This is a genomic window from Pseudomonas sp. CAN1, from assembly GCF_030462585.1.
Taxonomy (GTDB): Bacteria; Pseudomonadota; Gammaproteobacteria; order Pseudomonadales; family Pseudomonadaceae; genus Pseudomonas.
In genome coordinates this window covers 62,804-87,899 of the sequence record NZ_JASMRU010000017.1, presented here as the reverse complement: position 1 = coordinate 87,899, position 25,096 = coordinate 62,804, and the positions used below count along the sequence as shown (strand labels likewise).

Sequence of the window (25,096 nt, the reverse complement as noted above, 5' to 3'; positions counted from 1 at the left end):
GAGCCCCATGCCGATTCCCCAGTCCCTCAGCTCGATGTCCCGGCGCCTCTTGCCACTGGTAGCGATCCTGCCCCTGATCGGCCTGCTCAGTGGTTTCCTGCCGCTGGACTCCTCGCGCCCCGAGAACCTGCAGGGCAATACGGCGCTCCAGCAACAGCTGCGCGAACACTGGCAGCAGGGCGACCTGATCGTGCTGGTGCGCCACGCCGAACGTTGCGACCGCTCCAGCTCACCCTGCCTGGCGTCCGCCGAAGGCATCACCGTGCGTGGCAGCCGGAGCGCGCATGAGCTGGGTCAGGGCTTTGCCGCCCTCGGTCTGGGCAACGCCGACGTTCTCAGCAGCGATCAGCTGCGTGCGGCGCAGACGGCCGAGTCGATGTTCGACCAGACGCCGGTGGAGCAGCCGTGGCTGTATGACTGTCAGGGGGCGATGTTGCAGAAGGCGCTGGAGCACAAGGTTGCGCACCGCAACCTGATCCTGGTGACCCACAGCGAATGCATCGAGGACCTGGAGCACTCGGTGAGCGTGACCGACCCGGCCACCCCCGACTACGCCTCCTCGCTGTTCGTGCTCAGCGACGGTAGAACTGCAACTCAGTTGCTGGGCTATCTGGACGCGGATCGCTGGCCGACGCGGTAGTACGCGGGCTGACCTGCGCCGTCGCGGCGGACAAACCGTAGCGCTGCAGTTCCGCCGGAGTGAGAACGCGCATGCTGCGTGGATCGATGCTCTGCATGGTGTCGGCCAGTTCAACCGGCACATTCATTTCCCGCAGGTAACGGCGTGCGTCGTAACCGCCACTGGCCTGCGAGGAATCGCCGGCAGGGTAGTAGGGCCGATGCAGGCCGACATAGCCGCGCACCGTCTTGCGCTTGCCGGCCGCCAGCAGGTAGACGCAGGAGCCCTGGCAGACATTGTTGGTCGGCACCAGCGTCTCGAAGCCGGATTCACGCAGCAGACGCCCCATCTTGATCGCTTCCGCCGCGCTGCCGCCGATGCTGTCCAGCAGCGCCACCTTGCGTGCGTATTTGCCGGGGTTGGCCAGCAGGCCCTTGAACAGCCGCTCGTAGTCGCCCGGTGCGATGTCCTCGTTGATCTTCACTGCCAGTACCGCGCCGACCTTGGCGCTCTGTACCTGTTTCACCTCGACCTGGGCGAGGGCAAGGCTGGAGCAGAGCGTGAGGGAGAAAAGCAGCGCGGTGCGAAGCATGGGAAAAGGACTCATGTAGGAGCTTTCAGTCAGAAGGCGCTGAAGATACCTGCATCGACGACCGGCGTCAGCCTGCCTTGTTCATCCTGCCTTGGGGAGGCAGTTGCGCAGCAGGCGGCGCGCCGACTTGTTGATCCGGCGGCGCTCGATGTCTTCCAGAGCGAACCAGCGGCAATCGGCGATCTCGTTCAGCGGGGTGGGTTGCTGCGCCGGGTCGACCGGCGTCTCGAACACGTAGTGCAGCGTCTGGTACAGCTCCAGCGGCGCCACGTAGTTCATCTGCTCAATGGCCAGCCCGGTTTCCTCGATCAGCTCGCGGGTGGCGGCCTGGCCGGGGCGTTCGTCGGCCTCGATGCGGCCGCCGGGGAGGTTCCATTTCGACTTGGGCTTGCGCACGAAGAGGATCTTGTCGTCGAGGCGGCAGATGACCGTTGCACGCTCTTTCAGGTTCTTAGCCATGGGTGTGGCTCCTCGACGTTCTTCCAACAGATTTCAGCTTAGACATTACGTGAAGATTCCCAACCAGATGAACTGGTTACTGAAACTTTGTCGACAAATGGTAAGGATCGGTCGCGGAAAGGTATGTAGGGGATTTCTGAGGAATCGGCCGTCATCTTCCCGACTCGTTCCCGACTCGAAAGTGCTGCAGGGTGGACCGGTGCCTGCGGAGTAAGTGCGAAGTTTCTGTACGGGCGTACCTGCTTCCATGGCCTACGCTTGATTCCTGCCGTTTCGTTCGACCTTTTCAGCAGGGCGGACGCTACGGGAGCGAGCGCGCAGTCACGCTGACTCAGCAGCGGCCCGGTGCCATGTGCCGGGCGCCACCTTCGGGCTTCCTGCCCTGGGAGCCTTCCACAGGAGCCAATCCAAGGAGAAAGCGCCATGAGGAAGCCCTACGTCCGTCTCGACAAGACCCAGGCCGCCGTGCTGCTGGTCGACCACCAGGCCGGCCTGCTCTCGCTGGTCCGCGACATCGAACCGGACAAGTTCAAGAACAACGTCCTCGCCCTGGCCGATCTGGCCAAGTACTTCAAGCTGCCCACCATCCTCACCACCAGCTTCGAGAGCGGCCCCAACGGCCCGCTGGTGCCCGAGCTGAAAGACCTGTTCCCCGACGCGCCCTACATCGCCCGGCCCGGCAACATCAACGCCTGGGACAACGAGGACTTCGTCAAGGCGGTCAAGGCCACCGGCAAGAAGCAGCTGATCCTCGCCGGCGTGGTCACCGAGGTCTGCGTGGCCTTCCCGGCGTTGTCGGCGCTGGAGGAGGGTTTCGATGTGTTCGTGGTCGCCGACGCCTCCGGCACCTTCAACGAGGTCACCCGCGACGCTGCCTGGCGCCGCATGGAAGCCGCCGGGGCGCAGATGATGACCTGGTTCGGCGTGGCCTGTGAGCTGCACCGCGACTGGCGCAACGACATCGAAGGCCTCGCCGCGCTGTTCTCCAACCACATCCCCGACTACCGCAACCTGATCACCAGCTACAGCACCCTGACCGCGAAGAAGTAGCGTGGCGCTCGCCGGGCCGGCCCCGTGTGCCGGCCCGGCGAATCATGGTCCAAAGCCGTGCCGGCGGCGGCTCGGGGTGATCCAGCGGGCGCCGAACGACCATTGCGGCACGCCGTGCCGAGCCTCCTGCAGCAACTGGAAGAAACGGATCAGGTAGCCCGCCTCGAAGCACTGCCGCTCGGCACCCACGCTACGCCGCTGGCGGGCATTGAACAGGGCATTCCAGGGGGCCGAGCGATCGTCCGGAGCCAGGCTGTTCTGCGCTTCGAGCATGCCGGCGCGCAGCAGGTCGAGATTGCCGGCTTGCATGCGGGTCAGCGGGATGCGCCGGCAATAGGGCGTCGCCGGGATTTCCCGGATGTTGCTCAGCACCCGCAGGTGGGCCAGCCAGAAGCCGTTCTCCAGGTTGTCCTGCACGTTGGCCAGCAGGCTCAGCAGCAGGGGATCGTGGTGTTGCCGCAGCAGCGGGCGCATCGACTCGATGGCGCGCATCGCGGCGTCGTAGTGAACGAGCGCCTGGTCGATGTTCATCGTTCGGTCGGCCCCGCCTTGTAGCCGGGCCGCTCCAGCGCCAGTTCATAGAGCTGGCGCGCTTCGCTGACCAGCGGGGCGAGGGCGGAGGCGAGGCGCGCGGTCGCGCGGATCAGGCCGCTGTCGTGGTCGTCTTCGATCAGTTGGAGCAAGTCCTCGACCGCCGTCAGGCGGCGCAGGGCGGCTTCGCGCAGGTGTTCGGCCGGAGCCAGGGAGTTGATGAAGAGGACTTCCTCGCCGAACTGGCCGGTGAGGGGGACGGGGAGGAATTCACGCATGGGGCACCTCCGTGGGGAGGGCTGAAGAGTGGCGTGATAAAGGGTGGTGCTCGGGGGAGAAAGGGGGGTAGTGCATATCGGCTCTCTTGTTCCATTGACCAAGTAGCCGCCAATCGACCTTCCTACAGGTAGAGAGGCGGACCGTGCAAGGGTAGGAAACCCATCAAGAGCCAAAACGGGCAGGCCGAAGCCTCCTTACACGGCCGCCATAGAAACACGAGTTCACCAGACAACTGCTGTGAATCGTGACCACAGTGCTACCGCTGTTCTAGCTCTAAAAACTGGGTTCCTACACCCATCCGCGATGCACTGCGGCAGACAAAGGCTAGAGACGGCGCTTGTAGGCCCGCAAGGCTAATGGGGAGTGGGAAATATCGTTTCTCCGCCACCCGCACTGACCGTCCTTTCTGGCGACTTCGTGAACCGGTCGGGTGTTTTCCGCGGCGCACCTTCATTTCCTCGCAGGGCGGCCGCCGCCGTTTCCGCAGCGCAACACTGTGGCGCGTTTTCCTGGCTATCGGCCGGTGCTCGGGCGGCATAGGGTCGCCGACGAAGATTGCGCCGAGCGTATGCCCGGCCCGGAATCCACCCTATGCATCTGTTCAGCCCCGGAGGCGATCCATGAATTCCACACAGCCCGGCAGCGACCGACAGCCAAGCTCGGCGGCCACCCTTTCGGCCGCCGTCGAAGGCCGTCCCATGAAGCTCGGCAAGGGCTTCACCGCCCGGCATTTCAGCGAGGACAAGTTCAGCGGCCTGATCGACCCGGTGGTGATGGTCGATCATTTCCACATGACCTCGCCGACCTTCGAGCCGCACCCCCACGCGGGCATCTCGGCGGTGACCTACGTCTTCGAGGACACCCGTGGCGTGCACTACAACTACGACTCGCTGGGCAACTTCGGGCCGATCCGCCCCGGCGACCTGCACTGGTTCGCTGCCGGGCGCGGTGCGGTGCATACCGAGCAGCCCGAGGGCGACGACAGCCCCCATGTGCACGCCCTGCAGATTTTCGTGAACCTGCCGGCGGCGATGAAGTTCGACGAGCCCTATGCGGTGCATGTGAACGCCGAGGACATGCCTGAACTGCGCACCGAGGGCTGCCGCGTCCGTGTGGTGGCTGGCGAAACCCACGGGCTGCGTTCGCCCGCCCTGCTGCCGCGTCCATTCACCCTGCTGGATGCTTACCTTGATGCCGGCCAGCACCTCAGCCATGACCTGGCGGCGGGCTGGAACGCGATGATCTGCGTGGTCTCGGGCAGCCTCGTGGTGCGCCAGGGGGAGCGCGAAGTGGTGCTGCAGGCGGGGCAGTCGCTGGGTTGTGGCGCCGAGGCAGCCGCGCGGTTGATGAGCGAGGCGCGTGGCGATGCGCACTTCGCCCTGCTCGCCGGCGAGGCATTGAAGGAGCCGCTGGTGAAATACGGGCCGTTCGTGATGAACACCCAGGAACAGATGGCGGAGCGTATTGAGGCCTACCGCAACGGTGAGTTCGGAACCCTGGAGATGCCGGGCTGATCGTCACGCCCGATTTGCAAAGGCCACCCTTTTGGGTGGCCTTTTCAGTTGTCCGCCAGGGAAATAGAAAAAGGGCGACCCGTGGGTCGCCCTTTTCCTGTCCGGCAGGAGGTGGTTGCCGTCTTACTTGGCCTTGCTCAGCTCGGCCTTGACCTGTTCGGCCTTGGCGCCTTCGAGCTGGTACAGCAGGGTGGCGAACGGAATGTTGAGGATGCCGTAGACCTCACCGGCCTTGGGGTCAGTGTTGCTGTGCAGCAGTTCCACCGCCGAGGTGGCGACGTCGGTGATCGGTACGCCGGCCATGGCCAGGCGGCTCAGGGCGACGGTGCGCTTGGTGTCGTTGAAGGTGCCGGAGGCATCCAGCACGACGCGGGTGTCGAAGCCTTCGGCCTTGGCCGAGAGCGCCGGGAAGGCGGCGCAGACTTCGGTGGAGACACCGGCGACCAGGACCTGCTTGCGGCCGGTCTTGCGGACGGCCTCGGCGACTTCCTTGTTGTCCCAGGCGTTGATTTCCGTGCGGACGATGATCTTGGCGTTCGGCAGCGCCGCGCGCAGTTCCGGGATGGCCGGGCCCCAGGCGCCATCGGGCATGGTGTTGGTGATCACGATGGGGATGTCGAGTGCCTGTGCCGCCTTGGCCAGGGTCACGACGTTGCGCTTGAGTTCGTCGACCTGGATGTCGCGGACGCCGGTGAACAGGCCCATCTGGTGGTCGACCAGCAGCAGGACGGTGTCCTTGCGGTCGAGCATTTTGGTGGCAGCAACTTGAGCTGGAATCATGGCGGCCTCGACAGCGATGGCGGGAGTGATTGCACCGATGTTCAGTGCGGCGACGGCCAGCGCGATGGCGCATGGGCGAATCAGTTTGCGGATCATGGGGTAGCTCCAGAAATTGAGAGCGCAGTCTGCTGTCGGGTCCGGGGAGGGAGAAGCCACGCTTGTGGAATGCAATGTTTCATCGCGGAAACGCCGCCGGAACCTGTCTGTGACGGGCTCCGGCGGCGCTTGCTCAGGGCTTCATGCGCAGCAGCCGTGCGGCGTTGTCGTGGAGCACCGCTTCGGCCTGCGCGGCTGGCAGGGTCTCGGGGATGTAGGCCACGGCGCGGTTCAGGTAGTCGCCGCTCTGGTAGGGGTAGTCGGAGCCCAGCAGCAGCCGGTCGGCGCCCAGCGCTTCGGCGGCTGCGCGCAGCGCCGTGGGGCTGTCGTGGGAGACGGTGTCGTACCACAGGCGCCGGGCGGCCTTGCTGGGCAGTTCCGGGGTGTCGGGCGATTCCACCTGGTACTTGTGGTCCAGCCGGGGCAGGAACATCGGCAGGGCGCCGCCCAGGTGTGAGGCAATGATGCGGATGTTCGGGTAGCGGCTAGGGATGCCCTTGAGGATCAGCTGGACCAGCGCCACGGTGTCCTCGATGGGCGCGCCGACGCTCCAGGCCATGCGGCTGCCGCTGATCAGCTCGGAGCCGCAGCAGACCCCGGCAGAGTGCACGTAGAGCAGCGTGCCGCGACGGTCGAGTTCGGCGTAGAAGGGTTCCAGCCGCGGGTCGTCCAGGCCCATGCCGAGAATGCTGGTGGTGATGGCGACGCCGCACAGGCCCAGCTCGTCCAGGGCGCGGGTGGTTTCGGCGATGGCGTCCTGGATATGCGGCAGGGGCACGGCGGCGAAGGCGCGGAAGCGCTGCGGATACTCGGCCACGAGGCGGGCGTAATGGTCATTGGCCAGGCGCGCGGCTTCGATGGCCTTCTCGCGGTGGGCGAAGTGGGGCGCCGACGGGGTGACGGACAATACCTGCAGGTCGATGCCGGCCTCGTCCATCTGCGCGAAACGCCTGGCGAGCTGCTCCGGGGCCGGGCCTGCGCCGGAGGCGCGGTTGGTCTTCACGGCGGCGACGTTGCCGTATTGCTCCACCAGGTCGAGGTAGTCGTCGTACCAGAGGTGTGCATGGACGTCGATGCGTGGACGGGCCTTGTCGCCCTGCAGGGGAGTGGTCATCGGGTGCTGCTCCTGAAACGGGAGCGCTGACTGTGCTGGGGCCGGGCGGGGCGGAGAAGAGGAGGCTGTGGAATGCAGAGTTTCGCGAACGAAACTCTCTGCGCCGGGGCTTCGCTTTTATCCGAGTGCGCGAGTGGCTTTGGCGAGCGCCGAGGCCACTGGGAGGATCAGCGCAGGCTCAGTGGGTCGAGCCGGGGGCACAGTGGATGGCGCTGGGGATGCGCTCGATAAGGAAGTCGGCGAGCGCGCGGACGGCGGGCATCAGGCCGCGCGAGGAGGGCAATATCAGGCTGAGCGAGCGGCGTGCCAGGTGCCAGTCGGGCAGCACGCGCTCCAGCTGCCCCAGCTCCAGTTCCGCGAGGCAGGTGAAGAGTGGCAGCACCGCGACGCCCTGGCCGGCAATGGCGGCCTCCTTGAGCAGAGCGGAGTCATCCGAGGTGAGCCGTGGGTTCAGCTGCAGAGTCGTGCGCTCGCCGCTCTGGCTGTGCAGCGTCCAGACGGACGGCCCGTCATGGGTTTGCAGGCACAGGCCGTCCAGCCCCTGGATTTCAGCGGGCCCGAGCACCGTCGTGGCGTCGATATAGCCGGGCCGAGCTACCAGGACGATGGGCAGGGTGGCCAGGCGCCGGGCGACCAGCGACGAGTCTTCCAGCTCGTGTTCGTGGGAGCGCAGGCCGATATCGAACCCCTCGGCGATCAGTTCGCTATGACGCCCGCTGGCGACCACCTCGACGCTGACCTGCGGGAATCGCGCCAGGAACTCGGGCAGCAGGGAGGTCAGCAGTATGCGCAGCACGCCTTGCGGGCAGGTCATGCGCACTACGCCGCAGGGCCGTTCGCCGAGGCTGCGCAGGTGGGATTCGGCATTGGTGGCCTGCTCGACGACGCTCTGTGCATAGCCGACCAGGCTGCGGCCGGCCTCGGTGAGGGCGAAGCGTCGTGTGGTGCGGTCGATCAGGCGCAGGTTCAGTTGGGTTTCCAGGGCCTTGAGGCGACGGCTGAGAGTGCCCTTGGGGATACCCAGGGATTGAGCAGCGCCGGTCACGCTGCCGCGCTCGGCGAGGGTGGAGAAGTAGTACAGGTCGTTGAGGTCCAGCATGAAAGATCTCCTTGCTCGCTCCCCGGCGCGTCGAGCCGGGCTCGATGGCGGCGGGCTCGTGGCCCGGACTCGGGGAGGCCGGCAGATTCCGGCTGTGCAGGGAGGGGATGCTGGCAGTCGTGGTTCGCCCAGGTCAGTCGGCAACTACTGATTCTTACGTGGGAATGCTCAAGTTCGCGGCTTGTCTGACGGAAATCAGAAAGGTCGCTCCATCTTTCCGCCGAGGTTCTTCCTTGTATTCGGGGTAGCCGGTGATTGGGGCTGAAGGAAACGTCAGGCGTCAGGATTGGGAAAAGTTGAAGCTGAAGATCAGACGCGCCGCATCCATGTGCCGCGTTGGCTGATGTTGGCTGGCATCGGCGGGAGGGCAGCACCGTCTGGCGATCGACTGAAACCTTCACGGTGGTTGTGCGTCCACCGCCAGGTCATGGATAAAACCGCTGGAGGTGAGCATGAAAGGCCACGGTGAAATCAGACAGCGCCCGACCATCGCGCCGGAGCGCTGGCCGAATCGCTCCGGCCCCGGTGACAAGCGCGGGTTGCCCGGCTACCCGCAGCGCCAGGGGCCGCTGGGTGGTTCGCGGCAGATCGACCCGGAGCTGGGTTTCGATCCGGACTCCCCGGATCTCGCCGACCCGCAGATCGACCCGCCGCATCCGCCACACATCCCCACGGATGGCCCCGATCCGCAGGGCCAGCGGCGTGTGCCAGGGGATAAATATCCGCCGTATTCGCGGCATTAGAGCCGGTGCCCCTGACCCTGGCTGCACGCGCCGCTCCTCAAGCGGGAGAGGGGGCTGCAGCTTCAGTCGGCACCATCGCATCGCGCGAGGCACGTCCCTGTAGGAGCAACTGTCTTCTTCTGAAAATCCTTGCCGGGGGGTTCCCTCTCCCTAACCCTCTCCCTGAAGGGAGAGGGGACTGTACGGCATCAGGCGGAACTCCGTGCCTCCCGGCCATACCGGGCGGCTCCCTCTCCCTTCGGAGCGGGGCGCGCAGCCAGGGCGAGGGAGAGGGCTGAGGTCGGCACAGGATTTTCCAGGTAGGAGCGGACCTTGTCCGCGATCCGGCCGCCAGGCCGGTGCTCCTTGCGCTGGCTGTCCCGGCTGCGCCGGGATTTCGCGGAGAAGCTCCGCTCCTACAGGGAGTCCCACCAGTTACGTAGGGCGCATAACCCGGAACGGGTTATCCGCCGATGCGACGGCGGCGGATAACGCTGGCGCGTTATGCGCCCTACGGACTGCGCTCCACGCCATCCTGCGTCGGGGGCGGCCGGTTGTTGATCAGCGCGCCGATGATGACCGGGAAGCGCCCTGTAGGATGGGTGGAGCGGAGCGATACCCATGCTGGCGATGGTGCACGGGTGTGATGGGTATCGCTGCGCTCCACGCCATCCTACGTCGAGGTCAGTTGGTGATTGATCAGCTGGCCTGGGGCATTTCTCCGCGCGCGAGGCGCGCATTGATATCGGCGATCACTGCCGGCAGTTCGGCGATGGTGTCGATCAGGTAGTGCGGGCGGGAGCCTTCGAGCATCTGGCCGATGCGGCGGCGTTCCTGGTCCAGCTTCGCGGCCGGCAGTGCCTGGTACTGTTCATAGGTCAGGCCGAGGGCGTTGCCCGAGCAGGTCAGCGCCACGGTCCACATGCCGGCGCTGCGGCCTTCGAGGATGCCCGGCCAGGTGTCGTCGACCTTCACGCAGGCGGCGACGTCGTTGATTCCCAGGGCGATAACGTTGGCGAGGGCTTGTGCCGGGTGCGGGCGGCCGTTCGGCACTTCATCGGTCGCCACCACATGGTCGGCGACATAGCCGTTGGTCTTGGCCAGTGCCACGACCTTCTCCATCACCACCGCCGGATAGCCGGAGCAGGAGCCGATCTTCAGGCCACCCTTGCGCAGGGTGGCGATGGCCTCCAGTGCACCGGGAATCAGCGCCGAATGCTCGGCGATCTTCTCGATCTGCAGCGGCATGAAGCGCTCGTAGATGGCAGTGACGTCGTCGTCGGTAGGCAGGTGGCCGAAGGCGGCGCGGTAGCGTTCGCCGATGGCGGGGAGGTCGCACAGGGTGCGGATGTGGTCCCACTTGCCCATGCCCATCGGGCCGCGGGCTTCTTCCAGGCTGACTTGCACGCCGAACTCGGCGAAGGCCTCGACGAAGATCTGCGTCGGCGCGAAGGAGCCGAAGTCGACCACGGTGCCGGCCCAGTCGAGGATGGCGGCTTGCAGTTGCTTGGGTTGCTGGTAGTGCATGGTGGTGCTCCTGTAAGGGGATTATTTGTGGAATCGAAGATGAGCGCGGCCCGCCCGGCGTGGTGGCAGGCTCGCGGTGTCAGGGGTTGTTAGGGGTGAGGATCAGGCCGTGGAGTCGAACAACTCGGCGATGATCGGCCGCTTGCGGCGAATGCCCAGGCAGCACAGGAAGTAGCTGATGTGGAACGGATCCTCGGCGAAGGCGATGGAGCGCGTGCCCGGTCGGTCGGCGTATTCCACCGAGGAGACGAAGCCCACGCCGATGCCGTGCACCACCGCGTGGACGATGGCCTCGCGGCTGTTCAGCTGCATCGCGCAGTCCAGCTCCACGCCGTGCCGGCGGCAGCCTTCCTCGACCAGTTGGCGAGTACGCGAGGCCGGCTCGCGTAGCACTACGCGCTCTTTGGCGATCTCCTGCACGCTGACCGATTCCTGCTGCGCCCAGGGGTGGTCGTCGCGCACCACCGCGAGGATCGGGCAAGTGCGGTAGAGCTGCGTGCTCAGGCGTTGGTCGAACTCGGAGAGGGCAAGGATCGCCACGTCGATGTCGAAGTTGTACAGCCGCTCCAGGGTGCCGGCCTCGCTGGTGAACGAGGTCTCCAGATCGATGTGCGGGTAACGCTGCATCAGCGAGTAGGTCAGGCTCATGGCAATCGGCGGCGACACCGCGCCGATGCGCAACATGCCCTGCTTGCGCTGCTGGAAGCTCTGCAGCAGTTGCAAGGCTTCGTCCTCCTGGCCGAACAGGCCCTGGGTGATGGCGTAGAGCTGCTCCCCGGCCGGGCTCAGCTCGATGAAGCGGCCGCGCCGGTGGAACAGCTCGACCGAGAAGCGCTTCTCCAGGCCGCTGACCTGCTCGCTGATGGTCGGCTGGCCGACGCTCAGCAGCGCCGCGGCCTGGGTGAAGCTGCCGGTGCGGGCCACGGCGTGAAAGGAGCGCAACCACTTGTGGTACTGGTACATGGCTTCTCTTTTTATGGGAGGCGTCTGGCACGAGGGCTTGCCGCATGGCCGTGCCCTCAGCGGCGGACGAACAGGGCGACCACCGCGCTGCATACGCAGGCCGTGGTGACCACGATGAAGATCAGTGAAGTATTGCCGGTCGTATCCAGCATGCGACCGATCAGGGGTTCGGCCAGACCCGCAAAGAGGTAGGAGGAGAAGTTCATGATCCCGGTGGCGGTGCCGGCGCGACGGGCGCCTACCAGGTCCGGGCAGAGCGCCCAGAAGCTCGACGCCGGGCCGTAGACGAAGAAGCCGCAGAGGAACAGCGCGAGCAGGCCGATGCCGCTGTGTGCTGGCAAGCTCCACATCCACAGGCTGGTGAGGGCGCCCAGTACCATGTAGAGCATGATCGCGCGGTAGCGCTTGCTGCCGAACAGGCGGTCGGAGACCCAGCCGTTGCTCAGCGCGCCCACGGCCATGCCGACCGGCAGGGCGATGGTGATCCACTTCGGGTCGATGAAGCTCTGGCCCTTCTGCCAGTCGGCGCCGAGGAAGTGCACCGGCACCCAGACAATCAGCCCGTAGCGCGCGGCGTTCTGGAAGCCCAGCGACAGCGCCGCCACCAGCAGGCGCGGGTTCTTCAGTACGGCGAGATAACGCTGCGTCGAGGTTTCTTCCTCGCCGTGGGCGGCTTCGCTGGCGCGGTCCTCGGCGTTGGCCACGCCGGTGTCGGCCAGTGGCTCGAAGCCCATGTCCTGCGGGCGCTCGCGGGCCACCAGGTAGAACACGATGCCACCGGCGAGCATCAGCAGTACCGGCAGGCGGAAGATCCAGCGCCACTCCAGGTGCATCACGTCGATCACTATCACCGAGGTGACGTAGGACAGCACCGACGCGCAGCCGGCGGCGAACACGTAGAAGCCGTAGACCTTGCCGCGCTCGGCGGCGCTCCACCAGTTCGACAGCAGGCGGCTGCCCGGCGCCCAGCCCAGGGCCTGGAAGTAGCCGTTGATGCCCCACGGCAGGATCAGGCTGCCGAAGCCGCCGGCGAAGCTGGTGACCCAGTTGGCCGCGCAGGACAGCGCCGCGCCGAGGCTCATGATGCGCCGGCCGCCGAACTTGTCGGCGAGGTTGCCGTTGATGGCCTGGCCGATGGCGTACATCCACAGCATGGCGCTGGAGGCCCAGCCGAGGGTTTCCTTGCTCAGGCCGAATTCGGCCTGGATGCCGGGGATGGCGAAGCCGAAGGTCTGGCGACCGGTGTAGAAGAACAGGTAGCAGAACATCGCGGCCAGCAGCATGCGCCACTGGGCCATTCGGAAGGGGGTAACGGTGGAAACTGAGCCAGACAGAGTTTGGGCACGGTTCATGGTGGTTTTCCTTCTTGTTCGCTCGCGCCGGCGCAAGGCTCGGCGTGTCGGCACTCTTCTTCGGTGCAACAGGAAAAGGCGACCGCCAGGGCCGCCCGGTGAGGAGCGGCGTCAGGCAGCCTGCGAGCCGATGAAGTTGCGGCCGCGGGCACCCTGCATGGCGAAGTCGATCATCGCTTCGGCTTCGGCGGCAGTCACGCCGTAGTCGCCGAACTCGGTCTTGACCCCGAGGCGATGGAGGAATTCACGCAACTGCTTCTGCGCGCCGGCCAGATCGCTGCCGAACACCCGTTGCAGGGTGCGGTCGCGGTCGGCGTCGCGGCCCCAGGCCAGGCCCAGCACCAGCGGCAGGGTGAAGGAGCAGGCGATGCCGTGGGGCAGGCCGTGGCGCAGGGTCATCTCGTAGGAGATGGAGTGGGCCAGCGCGGTCTTGGTGTTGGAGAAGGCCATGCCGGCCTTCAGTGCAGCCAGCGCCATGCGCGAGCGCAACTCGCGGTTGGAAAGGTCCTGCTGCAGGCGGGGCAGGCAGTCGAGGATGTCCTCGATGGCGGAGAGGGCGAAGGTGTCGGAGATCGGGTTGGCGTTGTGGTTCCAGATCGATTCCAGCGCGTGGGACAGGGCGTCCAGCCCGGTGGAAACTGTCACCCCGGCGGGCACGCTGAGCATCAGGTCCGGGTCGATCAGCGCGATCTTGGGCCAGGTGCAGTCCAGGTGCAGGGAATACTTCTTCTGCTGTTGTGCGTCCCAGATGGTCGCCCAGGGCGTGACTTCGCTGCCGGTGCCGGCGGTGGTCGGCGCGGCGATCAGCGTCTTGCTGCGCGCCGGAGCGAAGGGTTTGCCGGCGGCCAGCAGGTCGAGCAGTTCGTCGAAGTGCCCGGAAGCGGTGCCGACGATCAGCGCCTTGGCGGTGTCGATGGCGCTGCCGCCGCCCAGGGCGAAGACGGTGCTGCAGTCGGCCGCTTCGCGCCAGAAGCGCTCATGCACATCGCGCAGCCAGGCCACGTCGGGGTTGGGCTGCACGTCGTCGATGACGTAGGCGAGGCGCTCGCCGAGCAGGCTGCGGACGCGGTCGATCAGCCCCAGTTGCGCGGCTTCGGGGAAGGTCACCAGGGCGACCTTGCCTTCGCACAGGTCGGCGATGCGGTCCAGGCTGCCGCCGCCGAAAACGGTGGCGACCGGATTATGGAATCGGGCAGGCATGGGCAGTTCCTTGTTGTTGTTTGAACTTGCGGCCATGCTCGGGGCCTCGTCGGTTTCGTTCCAATCGATTGATCGCAGGTGGGCATCGGCCAGACCGATAACGGCGGGTGCGGGCATCTTGGGCAAAATCCGGGCGTGCGCCTGCCCGGCGCGCACCCGGAAGGCACACGCGGCAGGAGGTTGGGGCAGAAGGAAAGAAGGTTGGGGCGTGAGCGGTCAGTGCCGCCCGTTGCCCTGGATGGCGTGGCGCAAGCGGTTGGAGAGCAGGTCGGCGAGCACCACCATGACGGTGATGACGACGATGCAGGTGGCGGTCTCCTGGTACTTGAACAGCTTCAGGCTGCTGACCAGCTCGAAGCCCAGGCCGCCGGCACCGACCATGCCGAGCACGGTGGCCGAGCGCAGGTTGACCTCGAAGCGGTAGAGCACCACGGCGATCCACGCGGTGATCACCTGCGGCAGCACGCCGAAGACGATCACCTGCAACGGCCGCGCACCGGTGGCCTGCAGCGCCTCGATGGGGCCCTGGTCGATCTCCTCGATGCTCTCGGCGAAGAACTTGCCGAGCATGCCCACGCCGTGCAGCGCCAGGGCCAGCACGCCGGGGAAGGGGCCCAGGCCCACGGCGGAAACGAACACCAGGGCAAGGATCAGTTCGTTGATGCTGCGGATGACATTGAGCAACTGGCGCGTGGCGAGGTACAGCCAGCGGTTGCCGTGCAGGTTGCGCGCAGCGAGAAAGCCCAGCGGCACGGCCAGCACGATGCCCAGCAGGGTGCCCCAGAGGGCGATCTGCAAGGTTTCCAGCGCCGGGCCCCAGAGGCTCGGCAGGATGCTCATGTCGGGTGGCAGCGAGCGGCTGAGGAAGTCGCCGATCTGCGGCAGGCCGCTGGCCAGTTCGCTCCAGCTCAGTTGTGCGCCCTCGGCGCTCCAGTGCAGCAGGTAGAGCACCGCCAGCACGGCGGCGCCGGTGGTCAGCCAGCCGCGCTTGGTTTGCGGGGTTTCGACCATCCAGTGGTGGCTGCGCAGGTTCATGCTCCGGCTCCTGTTTCGCTGGCGTAGACCGCGCGGGCGGCTGCCTGGTAGGCGGTTGCCTCGCTGTTCGGGCGTTGCTGGTAGATGCGCTGCAGGGCAGCGTCATCCAGTTGTTCGCGGCTGCCGTCGAACACCAGGCGGCCGTTGGCCAGGCCGACGATGCGGTCGCCGAATTCCCGCGCCAGGTCCACCTGGTGCAGGTTGCACACCACGGTGATGCCCAGCTTGCGGGTGGCTTCGCGCAGGTAGTGCATGACCAGTTGCGCGGTCTTCGGATCGAGGCTGGCCACCGGTTCGTCGGCGAGGATCACCTGCGGCCGCTGGGCCAGCGCGCGGGCGATGCCGACGCGCTGCATCTGCCCACCGGAGAGCGAATCGGTGCGCGCCTCGGCCTTGTGCTCCAGCTCCACCCGGCGCAGGCATTCGCGGGCCAGGGCGACGTCGTCGCGGCTGAACAGCTGCAGCACCGAGGCGAGGGTGCCGACGCAGCCCAGGCGCCCGGTGAGTACGTTCTTCAGCACCGACAGGCGCGGCACCACGTTGTGGTGCTGGAAGATCATCGCCACCCGCCGGCGCAGTTCGCGCTGGTCGCGCGCCTGCATGGCGTCGACGCCGGCCACCTGCAATTCGCCGCCGTCGGCCTGGGCCAGGCGGTTCATGCAGCGCAGCAGGGTGGACTTGCCGGCGCCGGACTGACCGAGGATCACCACGAACTCGCCGGCTTCGATGCGCAGGTCGATCCCGCGCAGCACCGGATTGTCGCCGTAGCCCTTGGTCAGCTGGGTGACACGGATCATTTCAGGCTCCGCAGGTCGAGATCGAGCACCTTGGCGGTGTCGCGCACGACGTTGTAGGCGGCGTCGTTGGTGGGCTGGAAGCCATTGAGCAGGCCCTGGTCGCCCCACGGTACGTCCTTGATCGAGGCGAACGCGGCGACCAGTTTCTGCTGCAGTTCCGGGTCGAGGTTCTTGCGCCAGACCATGGGCGATTCGGGGATGTCGTCGGACTTCCACACGACCTGGATATCGTCCTGCTTGACCTGGCCCGTGCTGATCGCACCGGCGAGGATGCGGTCGGCCACGGCGGCAGCGTCCACCTTGCGGTTCGCCACGGCGAGGATGCTGGCGTCGTGGGAGCCGGAGAAGATCACCCGCGAGAACAGCGCCTTCGGGTCATGCCCGGACTGCTCCAGGCCAGCCTTGGGGAACAGATGGCCGGAGGCCGAGCTGGGGTCGACGAAGGCGAAGGTGTGGCCCTTGAGGTCGTCCAGGCTGCGGATGCCGCTGTCCTGACGGGCGATGATCAGGCTGTGGTAGGCGCTGGTGCCGGTCTTCTTGGTCACCGCCACGGCAAAGGCGTCGGCGCCGGCCACCTGGTGCGCCAGCACGTAGGAGAACGGGCCGAGGTAGGCAACGTCGAGCTTGCCGGCGCGCAGTGCTTCGATCACGCCGTTGTAGTCGGTGGCCACGAAGGGCTTCACCGGCATGCCCAGGCGTTCCTGCAGCTGGTCGAGGACCAGTTGGCTGCTCTTGATCATGGCCTGGGAATCCTCGGAGGGGATCAGGCCGACGGTGAGGGCATCCTGCGCCTGGGCGGTGGAGGCCAGGGCAGAGGCGAAGGCGAGCGGCAGCACGGCGAAGCGGAACAGTCTGGTCAGCGAAGTCATGGCGTTACCCGGAGGTTGTGTTCGGTAGCGCCAAAGCTAGGGCTGTCATGTGACAGTCACGCCATCAAATCAATATGGGTTAAAGCACTAATCCATTGACAGGAGCTATGGATGTCCACCGCCCGCCTGCGCACCTTCCTCGCCGTGGCGCGCCACGCCAGCTTCAGCGCCGGGGCCAGGGCCATCGGCCTCAGCCAGCCGACCGCGACCACGCAGATCCAGGGCCTGGAGCGCGAGTTCAACGTCGAGCTGTTCCACCGCCGCGGCCGGCGCATCGAGCTGACCGCCGTGGGCCGCGCGTTGCTGCCCATCGCCCAGCAGATGTCGATGCTCGAATCCGAGGCGACCAACCTGCTGCGCGATTCCGGCCAGCTCAACCGCGGGCAGCTGAAGGTCGGCGCGGTGGGGCCGTTCCATGTGATCGAGATGGTCGACCTGTACCGCCGCGACTACCCGCAGATCGATGTGGCGATCCGCATCGGCAACTCCGCGTCGGTGCTCGCCGACCTGGAAAACTACGTCACCGATGTCGGCGTGCTGGCCGGCCTGCATGACGACCCGGCGTTCGTCGCGCAGTTGTACGCGCGGCACCCGGTGATCCTCTTCGCCCATGTCGACCACCCGTTCGCGCGCCACGCCGAAGTCCGCCTGCAAGCCTTGCAGGGCCAGCCGTTGCTGCGCCGCGAACAGGGCTCGACCACCCGCGTGGCGCTGGAGCGCGAGCTGGACAAGGCCGACGTCACGCCGCGCATCGCCATGGAGATCGGCAGCCGCGAAGCCCTGCGCGAGGCGGCGATCCGCGGCATCGGCATCGGCGTGGTGTCCGAGGCGGAATACATCGCCGACCCGCGCCTGAAGACCATCCGCATCAGCGGCGACCCGGTGTGCACCGAGACCTACCTGTACTACCTCGCCGAGCGCCGCAGCAGCCAGGTGATCGCCTCCTTCCTGCGCTCGCTCGCGCAATAGCACAGCTGCCGGCACTGGCGTAAGGCTTGTCCTGCGGGGCGGGGCGCGGGTTATCCTGCGGCCCCCGTCGTTGTCACGAGGCTGTCATGTCGTCCGCTTCCGCGCCTGCCCTGCAGCGAGCCGACCGAGATTCGCGCAACTCCGCCCAGGTGCTCAGCCTGTGCCTGCCCAGCGACGTGCTGCTGTACCTGCTGCTGCCGATGTACGCCGCCGATTTCGGCGTGACCCTGGTGGAAGCCGGCATCCTGCTGGCGGCCAACCGGCTGGTGCGCATCGTCGGCTACGGCTGGGTGGTGCGCTTCTACGGCCGCCACGGCGACCGCGCCGCGTGCAGCCTTGCGGCCTTCGCGGCGGCAGCCTGCGCGCTGGGCAACGCGACTCTTTCCGGCTTTGCCGCGCTGCTGGTGCTGCGCCTGGTCTGGGGCCTGTGCTTCGCCACGTTCAACCTGAGTACCCAGACCCTCGCCACCGCCGAGGCGCAGGGCGCAGCGCGGCGTGCCGGGCGCTCGCGGGCGACGCTGTCCATCGGGCCGATGCTGTTCCTCCCGCTGGGCGCGGTGATGGCCCAGGCGCTGGGGCCGCGCAGCATCTTCTTCGTCCTCTGCGTCAGCGCCCTGTGCGGCCTCTGGCGGGCCCGCGCGCTGCCGGACAAGGGCCACGACATCCCCAGCAACAGCGGCCGCCGCCTGCGCCTGCCGGACAGCATTGCCACCTGGTCCTTCATCGAGGGTGTGACCCTCGACGGCCTGTTCATCTTCGGCCTGTCGCTCTACGCGCAGACCCACCTGGGCGGCACCGGCGTGCTGGTGGCGGGCGTGCTGATGGCGGTGCGGTATCTCAGCGAGATGCTCTTCAGCCCCTTCGGCGGACGTCTGGCCGACCGCTTCGGCGCGTTGCGCATGCTGGTCGTGCTGTCGCTGGCCACCTCGCTGGCGCTGCTGATGTTCGGCAGCTACTGGCTGTTCGTCGGTGCCTTCTTCGTGCTGGTGCTGCGTGCGCTGCAACTGCCGCTGGTGGTCACGCTGGTGGCGCAGCGCAACCCGCAGGCGCGCATCCAGGCGCTGGCGGGCAACGCGGTGTGGCGCGATATCGGCGCGGGGCTCGGGCCGATCCTGGCCGGTGTTCTGCTGCCGCAGGTGCCGGCGCTCTGGGCCTATGCCGGCGCGGCTGCGATACTGGCGCTCAGCGCGCTGGGCTGTGCCTGGCGACGTTGACTGAATCAGGACTGATTGGCACGGCAAGGAAGCAGGAAAGTGAAAGCATTGTTCATCGCTCTGAGCGGGATTCTCTCGCTGGCGCAGATAGCGCCGGCCCTCGCGGATAACCTCAACGGCAAGACCCTCTTTACCCAGCGCTGCGCGGTCTGCCACGGCGCGGACATCAAGGCGACCGGGCCGCTGGCGCGCAAGAGCAACCCACCCACGCCCGACCTCACGACGCCTGCGTTCAGGAAGCGCCTGAGCGAGTATCCAGGCGTCATCGTGTCCTCGGTGGTGCTGCGCCCCAACGGCAGCCTGATCCCCCGGACCCTGCGCGAGAACGGTGTGAAGATACCGCCGCATGCCTGGAGCATCGATGACCTGCGCGACCTGAACCAGTACATGGTCGGGGTGATTGCAAAGAGTCGCTGAGGCTCTCCGTGAGGGCGCGGAAATCCGCGCGCGATGTCGGGGCTGAATGCGCGGATTGTTCAAGCGCGACTGACGGCTCGGCGGGAACACTGGCGGCTCTTCCTGCACTGGAGCTGCCCCATGCGACACCTCTACGCCCCCGCGTTCTCCTTCGGCTTCATCGGCCTGGCCCTGTACCTGGTCGGTGCAGGCGTATCGCTGTTGTGCCTGCCGGCGCTGCTGCCGCTGGCGATCCTGCTGGCTTTCCTCGCCGAGCGACTCTGGCCCTATCGCGCGGGCTGGAATGACGGCCACGGCGATGGCGCCCGCGACTTCATCCATGCTTTGGTCAACGAGGCGTTGAATGCGCTGGGCATCGCTGCGATTCCGCTGCTGGCCCTGTGGCTGCCGCATTTCGGGCTGTGGCCAAGCGATTGGCCGCTGGCGCTGCAACTGCTGGCGGCGCTGCTGATCGCCGATCTCGGCATCACCCTGGTGCATTACGCCAGCCACCGCTCTGCGCTGTTGTGGCGCCTGCATGCGGTGCACCACAGCGTTACCCGCATGTATGGCTTCAACGGGCTGATGAAGCATCCGTTGCACCAGATGCTCGAAGCCCTCGGCGGAACTCTGCCGTTGCTGTTGCTGGGGATTCCGGTGGAGGTCGCCGCGCTGCTGGCGTTCGCCATTGCCATCCAGTTGTTGCTGCAACACAGCAACGTCGACATGCGCATCGGCGCGCTGCGCCACCTGTTCGCCTGGGCACCGCTGCATCGCCTGCATCACCTGAAGTACGGCACGGCGGGGGATGTGAATTTCGCGCTGTTCTTCAGCTTCTGGGACCGTCTGCTGGGGACTGCGCTGTATCTGCCGGACTACGTGCTGGCGGAGGATGACCTGGGGATTGGCGATCGCCCCGACTATCCGCTGGCGTATTTCGATCAGTTGGCCGAGCCGTTCCGTCGTGTGGAGGTGGTGCATCCGCCGGCGCCGTTGCCGGTGGCGCTTCGCCGCGCGGGCGTTGGTGTGCGCTGATCACCCGGCAGTAGAGTGGAAAGGGAGCGTAGGAGCGGACTTCGTCCGCGATAGGCCCGCATCACGCTGAAACCCATCGCGGACAGAGTCCGCTCCTACGGAATGTTTCCGCGCGTGCGCACGCACCGGCACCGATATCTCAACTAATCGAGCAGTCGAAGTTTCAGCTGACGCAACGTCAGATCCGCCCGAATCCCGAACTGACTGCGCACACTCCGCGAGAAATGCGCGGAATCGGCAAAGCCCGCGGCGATGGCGGCGCTGGTCAGGCTGTCGCCGGCCATGGCCAGCCGCAGCGCCTGGCGCAGCCGTTGCCAGAGCACCAGGCGGCGCACCGACAGGCCAAGGGTGCCGCTGAACAAGCGTTCCAGCTGGCTCAACGATAGCGAGGCTGCCTCGGCCAACGCCTGGGCGGGCAGGGCGCCGTCGTTCAGCGCGCGGATGCGTTGCAGGGCTCTCTCCAGGCGCGGATCGAGCTGCCGGCGTGGCAGCGCGCGCAGGCCCGATGCGAGGCTCTGCAGGTCCGGTCCGACCTCCCGGCAGAGCCGCTCAAGATCGCCCAGCTCGAACGCCAGCGGTTCAGCAAACAGGGTGACGACGCGCTGATCACTGTCGAGGATCGCGTGGCGCTGATTTGAGGCGATCACCAGCAATGAACCCTGCTGTTGCTGTTCGTCGATCAGCGCTTTCACCTCGCCTGCGCAGGCCATCAACAATTGGTGTGCGTAATGAGCGTGGGCGCGCGCGTGGCCGGTGGTACCGGCGATCAGGCAGAAGTCCGCGCCGAGCCAGAGCTCGCCCTGCCAGGCCTGCTCAGTTGGCTGCATGGCGCGCCAGCCACTCTTCGCGGGTCAGCTCCCAGGTTTCCCGTGGCAGCACGCCGCTGACGAAGTGGCCTTGGTCGCGGCCCACCAGGCGCATGCCTTCGCGTTCGGAAATGCGCCGCGAACCCTGGTTGGGCACAGCCTTGGGCACCTGCATCAGCGGCTTCTGCAGCGTTTCGAACCAGAAGCGGCTGACCGCCTCGCAGGCCTCGCTCATGTAACCGCACCCCTGCCACGCGGGCGCCAGCCAGAAGCCCCGATGATTGCCCGGCTGATCGAACAGCGAGATGTTGCCGATGGCGTCCTCCGGGGCGCTGGCGAGGCGGATCATCCAGTGCCATTCCTCGCCACGGGCCATGGCCGGCAGCACCCTGTCGCGCACATAGACCAGCGCGCCGTCGTCCGGGTACGGCCAGGGCACGCGGCGGTCGAGGTAGCGCACCACTTCCCAGTGCGGGAACAGGCGCTGGATGAGTTCGGCGTCTGCCAGCTCGATCGGCGTCAGCAACAGGCGCGCAGTGCGCAGGATGGGGCAATCCATGGCGAGGTCCTTGATTCTGTGGGGCCAGTCTGCCGTCCCGTGAGGTGGCTGGCCAGCGTGCGTGGGCAGTTCTCCCGGCAGAAGCGGGTCGACCTGTTTGAGGCCGGCGTCAGATGCCAGTCTGGCCAGCGCCTGGATTGCCCTGCATGGCGCGGACGGTCGAGCACCGTCGGCAAGACTTTCTACACTCCCATTCCGGCCAGCGCTTTCACGTTGGCTCTTGCTTCGAAGAGAGGTTTCCATGGCCCGCATTGTCAGAATCCACGAATACGGTGACGCCAGCGTCCTGAAGCTGGAGGCGGTGGACGTGCCCGCCCCGGCGGCGGACGAGGTGCAGATCGCGGTCAGGGCCATCGGCCTGAATCGCGCCGAAGTGATGTTCCGCAGCCACGCCTACCTGCAGGAAGCCGAGTTCCCCAGTCGCCTGGGCTATGAAGCTTCCGGCGTGGTCAGCGCAGTGGGCAGTGCAGTGAAGAGCGTTGCGGTCGGCGATGCGGTGAGCCTGATCCCGCCGCTGGATATCGCCCGCTGGGGCACCTACGGCGAAGTGGCCAACGTGCCGGCCTACCTGGTGGTGAAGCACCCGCAGAATCTCAGCTTCGAACAGGCTGCCGCGTCCTGGATGCAGTACGTCACCGCCTGGGGCGCGCTGGTGGAGCAGGCCAAGCTGGCCAAGGGCGACTTCGTGCTGGTCACTGCGGCGTCCAGCAGCGTCGGTCTGGCGGCCTTCCAGATTGCCCGCATGGTCGGCGCCACTGCCATCGCCGTGACCCGCACCCAGGCGAAGAAACAGGCGCTGCTCGATGCCGGTGCCGCCCACGTGATCGTCAGCGACGACGAGGACATCGTCGAGAAGGTGATGGCGCTGACCGTCGGGCAGGGCGCCCGCGTGGTGTTCGACCCTATCGGCGGCCCCGGCTTCGAGGTGCTCACCCAGGCCATGGCGCGTGGCGGCATTCTCCTCGAATACGGCGCGCTGAGCCCGGAGCCGACACCTTTCCCGCTGTTCACCGTGCTGGGCAAGTGCCTGACGCTGAAGGGTTACCTGTACGCCGAGATCGTCGCCGACCCGGCCGCGCTGGAGCGCGCCAAGGCGTTCATCGTCAAGGGCCTGGAGTCCGGCGCGCTGAGCCCGATCATCGCGCGGACCTTCCCGCTGGAGCGGATTCAGGACGCGCACCGCTTCCTCGAAGCCAACCAGCAGGTGGGCAAGATAGTCGTCACCGTCTGAGCCGATCAGTCCGGCGGCAGCGCCTGGACGGCACGCTCGACGGCCAGCAGCGCGCCTTCCATGTAGCCGGCCTGCTCGCCGCCGGCTTCGCTGCCGATCAGGCGCAGGCGTTGCTGTGCATGGCCGTCGAACAGGCCGGCCAGGTCCTGCTGGCCGTGCCAGCGCGGCGGAATCTGGTCGTCCTCGGTGGCGGTCAGTGGTTCTGCCGCCCAGTCCTGCAGGCTTTCATCGAGGGGATGCGCAGCCGCTTCGCCGAACAGCCGGACCAGTTGCGCACGGCAGGCCGCCATGAGCGCCGGGCCATCCAGCGCGCGACGCTGTGCGGCACTCAGGCCGAGGAAGCCGAACAGCGCTGCGCCACCCAGGTGGCCGGCGTCATGCACCTCGGCCAGCGGGCCGATGCCGCTGAAGGCATCACCGGAGAGCCCCGACTCACGCCAGAACGGCCGCGCATAGCGGGCCACGTACTTGGCGTGGGAGGCCATCCAGGTCGGTACCTCGGCAAGCTGCTTCATCACCTCCGCTGGCAATGCCGGAGCGAAATTCACGCGCGCCACCAGACGCGGTGGAACGGCGAGCCAGACGGCGCGAAAGCCACGCGGCAGGGGGCCTGAGCCGGCAAATTGCAGATGTGCGCCGCCATTATCCAGCTCGATCCGTTGCAGTTCGCTCTGCAGGAAAATATGTTGCGCCGGCAAGCGCTCGGCCAGTGCCTGAACCAGGCGTTCGGTGCCGCCCTCGATGCGCAGCGAAAGGTTGCCGGAGGTATAGCCAGGGCGGCGGATCGCCGGGGCGCCCCAACGCTCGACCAGCGCATCACCGTCTTCGTACTGGGCGAAGGTTGGCAGCCCAAGCTCGGCCGCCAGGGCCTGCAGGCGCGGCTGGCAGTCGGGCCAGAACCAGGTCGGACCGAGGTCGATGCCGCCGGCAGGCGTCGACAGGATGCGCCCACCCAGGCGCGCACGCGCCTCGAACAGCTCCCAGTCGATACCCAGCTGTTGCAGGCGATAGGCGGCGTACAGGCCGGCCAGCCCGCCACCGACGATGGCGATCTTGCGCGAGGACATCAGGGCTCTCCGCTATATGACGATGGATGACCGGGCGCCTGGCGGCGCCCGGTGCATTTTCAGGGCTTGTCGAACGCCGCCACGGCATCGAACACCCGCGCCGTGTAGGTCAGCGCAGCGCCGGCGTTCAGCGCGATGGCCACACCCAGTGCTTCGGCGATCTCCTCGCGGGTTGCACCGTGCTTGAGCGCCGCCTGCACGTGGGTGGCGATGCAGCCATCGCAGCGGGTGGTGATGGCCACCGACAGGGCGATCAGCTCATGCACCTTGGGCTCCAGGTGGGTGGCTGGCAGGTTACCCAGGGTGTTCAGGCCGCGCATGGCCGCCGGGGCCAGGCCGGCGAACTCGCCGACGCGCTCGATCAGGCTGGTGAAGTAGTCGTTCCAGTTCATCATGGTGGTTGCTCCTTTTTTTCACTGACGTCCGGCGGTCACGCCGCCATCCACCGGCAGCACGGTGCCGGTAATCCACGAGGCCTCATCGGAGGCGAGGAACAGAATCGCCGCCGCTACGTCGCCCGGCTGGCCGTTGCGGCCCAGCGGGTGGAAGGCGTTGAAGGTCGGCAGCACCTGCTTGACCTGCTCGGCATCCATGAAGGTGCCGTAGACAGGGGTCTCCACCACGGCCGGGGCCACGGTGTTGATGCGGATGTTCGAGCCGGCCAGCTCGATGGCCAGGTTGCGTGTCAGCGCATGTACGCCGGCATTGGCGGCGGAGTAGGCCGCCGACGGGGTGGCGCCGATGGCCTGGATGGCCCACAGCGAACCGGTCTGCACGATGGCGCCGCCGCCGCGTTGCAGCATGGCCTTGGCCGCTGCCTGGGCCATGAAGAACTTGCCCTTGAGGATGGTATCGAGGAAGGCGTCGTACTCCTGCGGGCTGACTTCCAGGAACGGCTTGGGCGTGAAGATGCCGGCGTTGTTGATGAGGATGTCGACGCCGCCGAACTCGCGCTGCGCCAGGTCGACCAGGGCCTGGGCGGTGGCCGGGTCGGCGATGCTGCCGGCGAGGGTGCGCACGTGCTGGCCGCTGGGGTCGATCTCGCCAGCGGCTTCGAGCAGCTTGGCGCCGTCACGGCCGCCGATGACGACGCTGGCGCCGGCTTCGACCAGTCGCCGCGCGACTTCCTTGCCGATGCCCGAGCCGCCGCCGGTGATGATCGCTACCTTGTTAGAAAAACTATTCATGGTGGGAGTCCTCTTGTTCTCTTGGATGAGAACG

General features: G+C 66.9%; 27 protein-coding genes and 1 pseudogene. 9 read left to right on the top strand and 19 right to left on the bottom strand.

The window, feature by feature from the left end; all coding sequences use genetic code 11:
* The first annotated feature begins 7 nt into the window (after nucleotides 1-7).
* Nucleotides 8-640, top strand: coding sequence for a histidine phosphatase family protein (locus tag QO207_RS20725; protein ID WP_301534198.1), 633 nt, complete (start codon nucleotides 8-10; stop codon nucleotides 638-640).
* Between the two features lie 28 nt (nucleotides 641-668).
* On the opposite strand, the pseudogene QO207_RS20720 reads toward QO207_RS20725, so the two are convergent.
* Nucleotides 669-1,211, bottom strand: a pseudogene (locus tag QO207_RS20720) (hypothetical protein); the annotation flags it as partial.
* An 81-nt stretch (nucleotides 1,212-1,292) separates the two neighbouring features.
* Nucleotides 1,293-1,670, bottom strand: a complete 378-nt coding sequence (locus tag QO207_RS20715) for an NUDIX hydrolase (protein ID WP_301534197.1) — start codon at nucleotides 1,668-1,670, stop codon at nucleotides 1,293-1,295.
* Between the two features lie 423 nt (nucleotides 1,671-2,093).
* Here QO207_RS20715 and ycaC point away from each other — a divergent pair, with 423 nt between their 5' ends.
* A complete protein-coding gene (ycaC, locus tag QO207_RS20710; RefSeq protein ID WP_301534196.1) occupies nucleotides 2,094-2,720 on the top strand; it encodes an isochorismate family cysteine hydrolase YcaC in 627 nt (208 codons plus the stop codon).
* A 42-nt stretch (nucleotides 2,721-2,762) separates the two neighbouring features.
* Here ycaC and QO207_RS20705 read toward each other — a convergent pair whose 3' ends face one another.
* A complete protein-coding gene (locus QO207_RS20705; protein WP_301534195.1) occupies nucleotides 2,763-3,251 on the bottom strand; it encodes a hypothetical protein in 489 nt (162 codons plus the stop codon).
* Complete coding sequence (locus QO207_RS20700; RefSeq protein ID WP_301534194.1) at nucleotides 3,248-3,529, bottom strand: hypothetical protein; 282 nt, start codon at nucleotides 3,527-3,529, stop codon at nucleotides 3,248-3,250. Before QO207_RS20700 ends, QO207_RS20705 begins: the two co-directional genes overlap by 4 nt.
* 621 nt (nucleotides 3,530-4,150) lie before the next feature.
* Between QO207_RS20700 and QO207_RS20695 the strand changes: the two genes are divergently transcribed.
* A complete protein-coding gene (locus QO207_RS20695) occupies nucleotides 4,151-5,044 on the top strand; it encodes a pirin family protein (RefSeq protein ID WP_301534193.1) in 894 nt (297 codons plus the stop codon).
* A gap of 123 nt (nucleotides 5,045-5,167) precedes the next feature.
* On the opposite strand, the gene QO207_RS20690 is transcribed toward QO207_RS20695, so the two are convergent.
* From QO207_RS20690 to QO207_RS20680, 3 genes are all read right to left on the bottom strand, one after another.
* A complete protein-coding gene (locus QO207_RS20690) occupies nucleotides 5,168-5,920 on the bottom strand; it encodes an isochorismatase family protein (protein WP_301534192.1) in 753 nt (250 codons plus the stop codon).
* A gap of 133 nt (nucleotides 5,921-6,053) precedes the next feature.
* The gene (locus QO207_RS20685; protein ID WP_301534191.1) at nucleotides 6,054-7,034 is read right to left on the bottom strand and encodes an amidohydrolase family protein; all 981 of its coding nucleotides are present in this window, start codon (nucleotides 7,032-7,034) and stop codon (nucleotides 6,054-6,056) included.
* 178 nt (nucleotides 7,035-7,212) lie between these two features.
* Nucleotides 7,213-8,133 carry a LysR family transcriptional regulator gene (locus tag QO207_RS20680; protein ID WP_301534190.1) on the bottom strand — a complete coding sequence of 307 codons (921 nt, stop codon included), beginning with the start codon at nucleotides 8,131-8,133 and terminating at the stop codon, nucleotides 7,213-7,215.
* Nucleotides 8,134-8,585: 452 nt separating this feature from the next.
* On the opposite strand from QO207_RS20680, the gene QO207_RS20675 reads away from it, so the two are divergent.
* Nucleotides 8,586-8,876 (top strand): DUF6021 family protein, encoded by a 291-nt coding sequence (locus tag QO207_RS20675; protein WP_301534189.1) that lies wholly within the window; start codon nucleotides 8,586-8,588, stop codon nucleotides 8,874-8,876.
* A gap of 678 nt (nucleotides 8,877-9,554) precedes the next feature.
* On the opposite strand, the gene phnX is transcribed toward QO207_RS20675, so the two are convergent.
* The 7 genes from phnX to phnD all read right to left on the bottom strand — a co-directional run bounded on the left by phnX (nucleotide 9,555) and on the right by phnD (nucleotide 16,598).
* The gene (phnX, locus tag QO207_RS20670) at nucleotides 9,555-10,382 is read right to left on the bottom strand and encodes a phosphonoacetaldehyde hydrolase (protein WP_301534188.1); all 828 of its coding nucleotides are present in this window, start codon (nucleotides 10,380-10,382) and stop codon (nucleotides 9,555-9,557) included.
* A 102-nt stretch (nucleotides 10,383-10,484) separates the two neighbouring features.
* Nucleotides 10,485-11,345 (bottom strand): LysR substrate-binding domain-containing protein, encoded by an 861-nt coding sequence (locus tag QO207_RS20665; RefSeq protein ID WP_192432974.1) that lies wholly within the window; start codon nucleotides 11,343-11,345, stop codon nucleotides 10,485-10,487.
* Between the two features lie 56 nt (nucleotides 11,346-11,401).
* Nucleotides 11,402-12,697, bottom strand: a complete 1,296-nt coding sequence (locus QO207_RS20660) for an MFS transporter (protein WP_301534187.1) — start codon at nucleotides 12,695-12,697, stop codon at nucleotides 11,402-11,404.
* 111 nt (nucleotides 12,698-12,808) lie between these two features.
* Nucleotides 12,809-13,897 carry an iron-containing alcohol dehydrogenase PsrA gene (gene psrA / locus QO207_RS20655; protein WP_301534186.1) on the bottom strand — a complete coding sequence of 363 codons (1,089 nt, stop codon included), beginning with the start codon at nucleotides 13,895-13,897 and terminating at the stop codon, nucleotides 12,809-12,811.
* Nucleotides 13,898-14,113: 216 nt separating this feature from the next.
* The gene (phnE, locus tag QO207_RS20650; RefSeq protein WP_301534185.1) at nucleotides 14,114-14,932 is read right to left on the bottom strand and encodes a phosphonate ABC transporter, permease protein PhnE; all 819 of its coding nucleotides are present in this window, start codon (nucleotides 14,930-14,932) and stop codon (nucleotides 14,114-14,116) included.
* Complete coding sequence (gene phnC, locus QO207_RS20645; protein WP_301534184.1) at nucleotides 14,929-15,729, bottom strand: phosphonate ABC transporter ATP-binding protein; 801 nt, start codon at nucleotides 15,727-15,729, stop codon at nucleotides 14,929-14,931. The genes phnE and phnC overlap by 4 nt, the downstream gene beginning before the upstream one ends.
* Nucleotides 15,726-16,598 (bottom strand): phosphonate ABC transporter substrate-binding protein, encoded by an 873-nt coding sequence (phnD, locus tag QO207_RS20640; RefSeq protein WP_301534183.1) that lies wholly within the window; start codon nucleotides 16,596-16,598, stop codon nucleotides 15,726-15,728. Before phnD ends, phnC begins: the two co-directional genes overlap by 4 nt.
* Nucleotides 16,599-16,709: 111 nt before the next feature.
* Here phnD and QO207_RS20635 point away from each other — a divergent pair, with 111 nt between their 5' ends.
* The 4 genes from QO207_RS20635 (at nucleotide 16,710) to QO207_RS20620 (ending at nucleotide 20,212) form a co-directional block, all read left to right on the top strand.
* The gene (locus QO207_RS20635) at nucleotides 16,710-17,567 is read left to right on the top strand and encodes a LysR substrate-binding domain-containing protein (RefSeq protein ID WP_301534182.1); all 858 of its coding nucleotides are present in this window, start codon (nucleotides 16,710-16,712) and stop codon (nucleotides 17,565-17,567) included.
* 86 nt (nucleotides 17,568-17,653) lie between these two features.
* Nucleotides 17,654-18,781 carry an MFS transporter gene (locus QO207_RS20630; protein WP_301534181.1) on the top strand — a complete coding sequence of 376 codons (1,128 nt, stop codon included), beginning with the start codon at nucleotides 17,654-17,656 and terminating at the stop codon, nucleotides 18,779-18,781.
* A gap of 39 nt (nucleotides 18,782-18,820) precedes the next feature.
* Entirely contained in the window at nucleotides 18,821-19,198 is a 378-nt protein-coding gene (locus QO207_RS20625; protein ID WP_301534180.1) for a cytochrome c, read from the top strand.
* A gap of 120 nt (nucleotides 19,199-19,318) precedes the next feature.
* Entirely contained in the window at nucleotides 19,319-20,212 is an 894-nt protein-coding gene (locus QO207_RS20620; protein WP_301534179.1) for a sterol desaturase family protein, read from the top strand.
* A 143-nt stretch (nucleotides 20,213-20,355) separates the two neighbouring features.
* On the opposite strand, the gene QO207_RS20615 is transcribed toward QO207_RS20620, so the two are convergent.
* Nucleotides 20,356-21,039 (bottom strand): helix-turn-helix domain-containing protein, encoded by a 684-nt coding sequence (locus tag QO207_RS20615; protein WP_301534178.1) that lies wholly within the window; start codon nucleotides 21,037-21,039, stop codon nucleotides 20,356-20,358.
* Nucleotides 21,026-21,577, bottom strand: a complete 552-nt coding sequence (locus QO207_RS20610; protein WP_301534177.1) for a GNAT family N-acetyltransferase — start codon at nucleotides 21,575-21,577, stop codon at nucleotides 21,026-21,028. Before QO207_RS20610 ends, QO207_RS20615 begins: the two co-directional genes overlap by 14 nt.
* Nucleotides 21,578-21,818: 241 nt before the next feature.
* Between QO207_RS20610 and QO207_RS20605 the strand changes: the two genes are divergently transcribed.
* Nucleotides 21,819-22,808: a zinc-dependent alcohol dehydrogenase family protein gene (locus QO207_RS20605; protein WP_301534176.1), complete on the top strand. Its 990-nt coding sequence runs from the start codon at nucleotides 21,819-21,821 to the stop codon at nucleotides 22,806-22,808.
* A gap of 5 nt (nucleotides 22,809-22,813) precedes the next feature.
* On the opposite strand, the gene QO207_RS20600 is transcribed toward QO207_RS20605, so the two are convergent.
* Genes QO207_RS20600 through QO207_RS20590 form a run of 3 tightly spaced genes read right to left on the bottom strand, consistent with a single transcriptional unit; the run spans nucleotide 22,814 to nucleotide 25,062 of the window.
* Nucleotides 22,814-23,875, bottom strand: a complete 1,062-nt coding sequence (locus tag QO207_RS20600) for an FAD-dependent oxidoreductase (RefSeq protein WP_301534175.1) — start codon at nucleotides 23,873-23,875, stop codon at nucleotides 22,814-22,816.
* A gap of 59 nt (nucleotides 23,876-23,934) precedes the next feature.
* A complete protein-coding gene (locus QO207_RS20595; RefSeq protein WP_301534174.1) occupies nucleotides 23,935-24,270 on the bottom strand; it encodes a carboxymuconolactone decarboxylase family protein in 336 nt (111 codons plus the stop codon).
* An 18-nt stretch (nucleotides 24,271-24,288) separates the two neighbouring features.
* Complete coding sequence (locus QO207_RS20590) at nucleotides 24,289-25,062, bottom strand: SDR family NAD(P)-dependent oxidoreductase (protein WP_301534173.1); 774 nt, start codon at nucleotides 25,060-25,062, stop codon at nucleotides 24,289-24,291.
* Nucleotides 25,063-25,096: the final 34 nt, after the last annotated feature.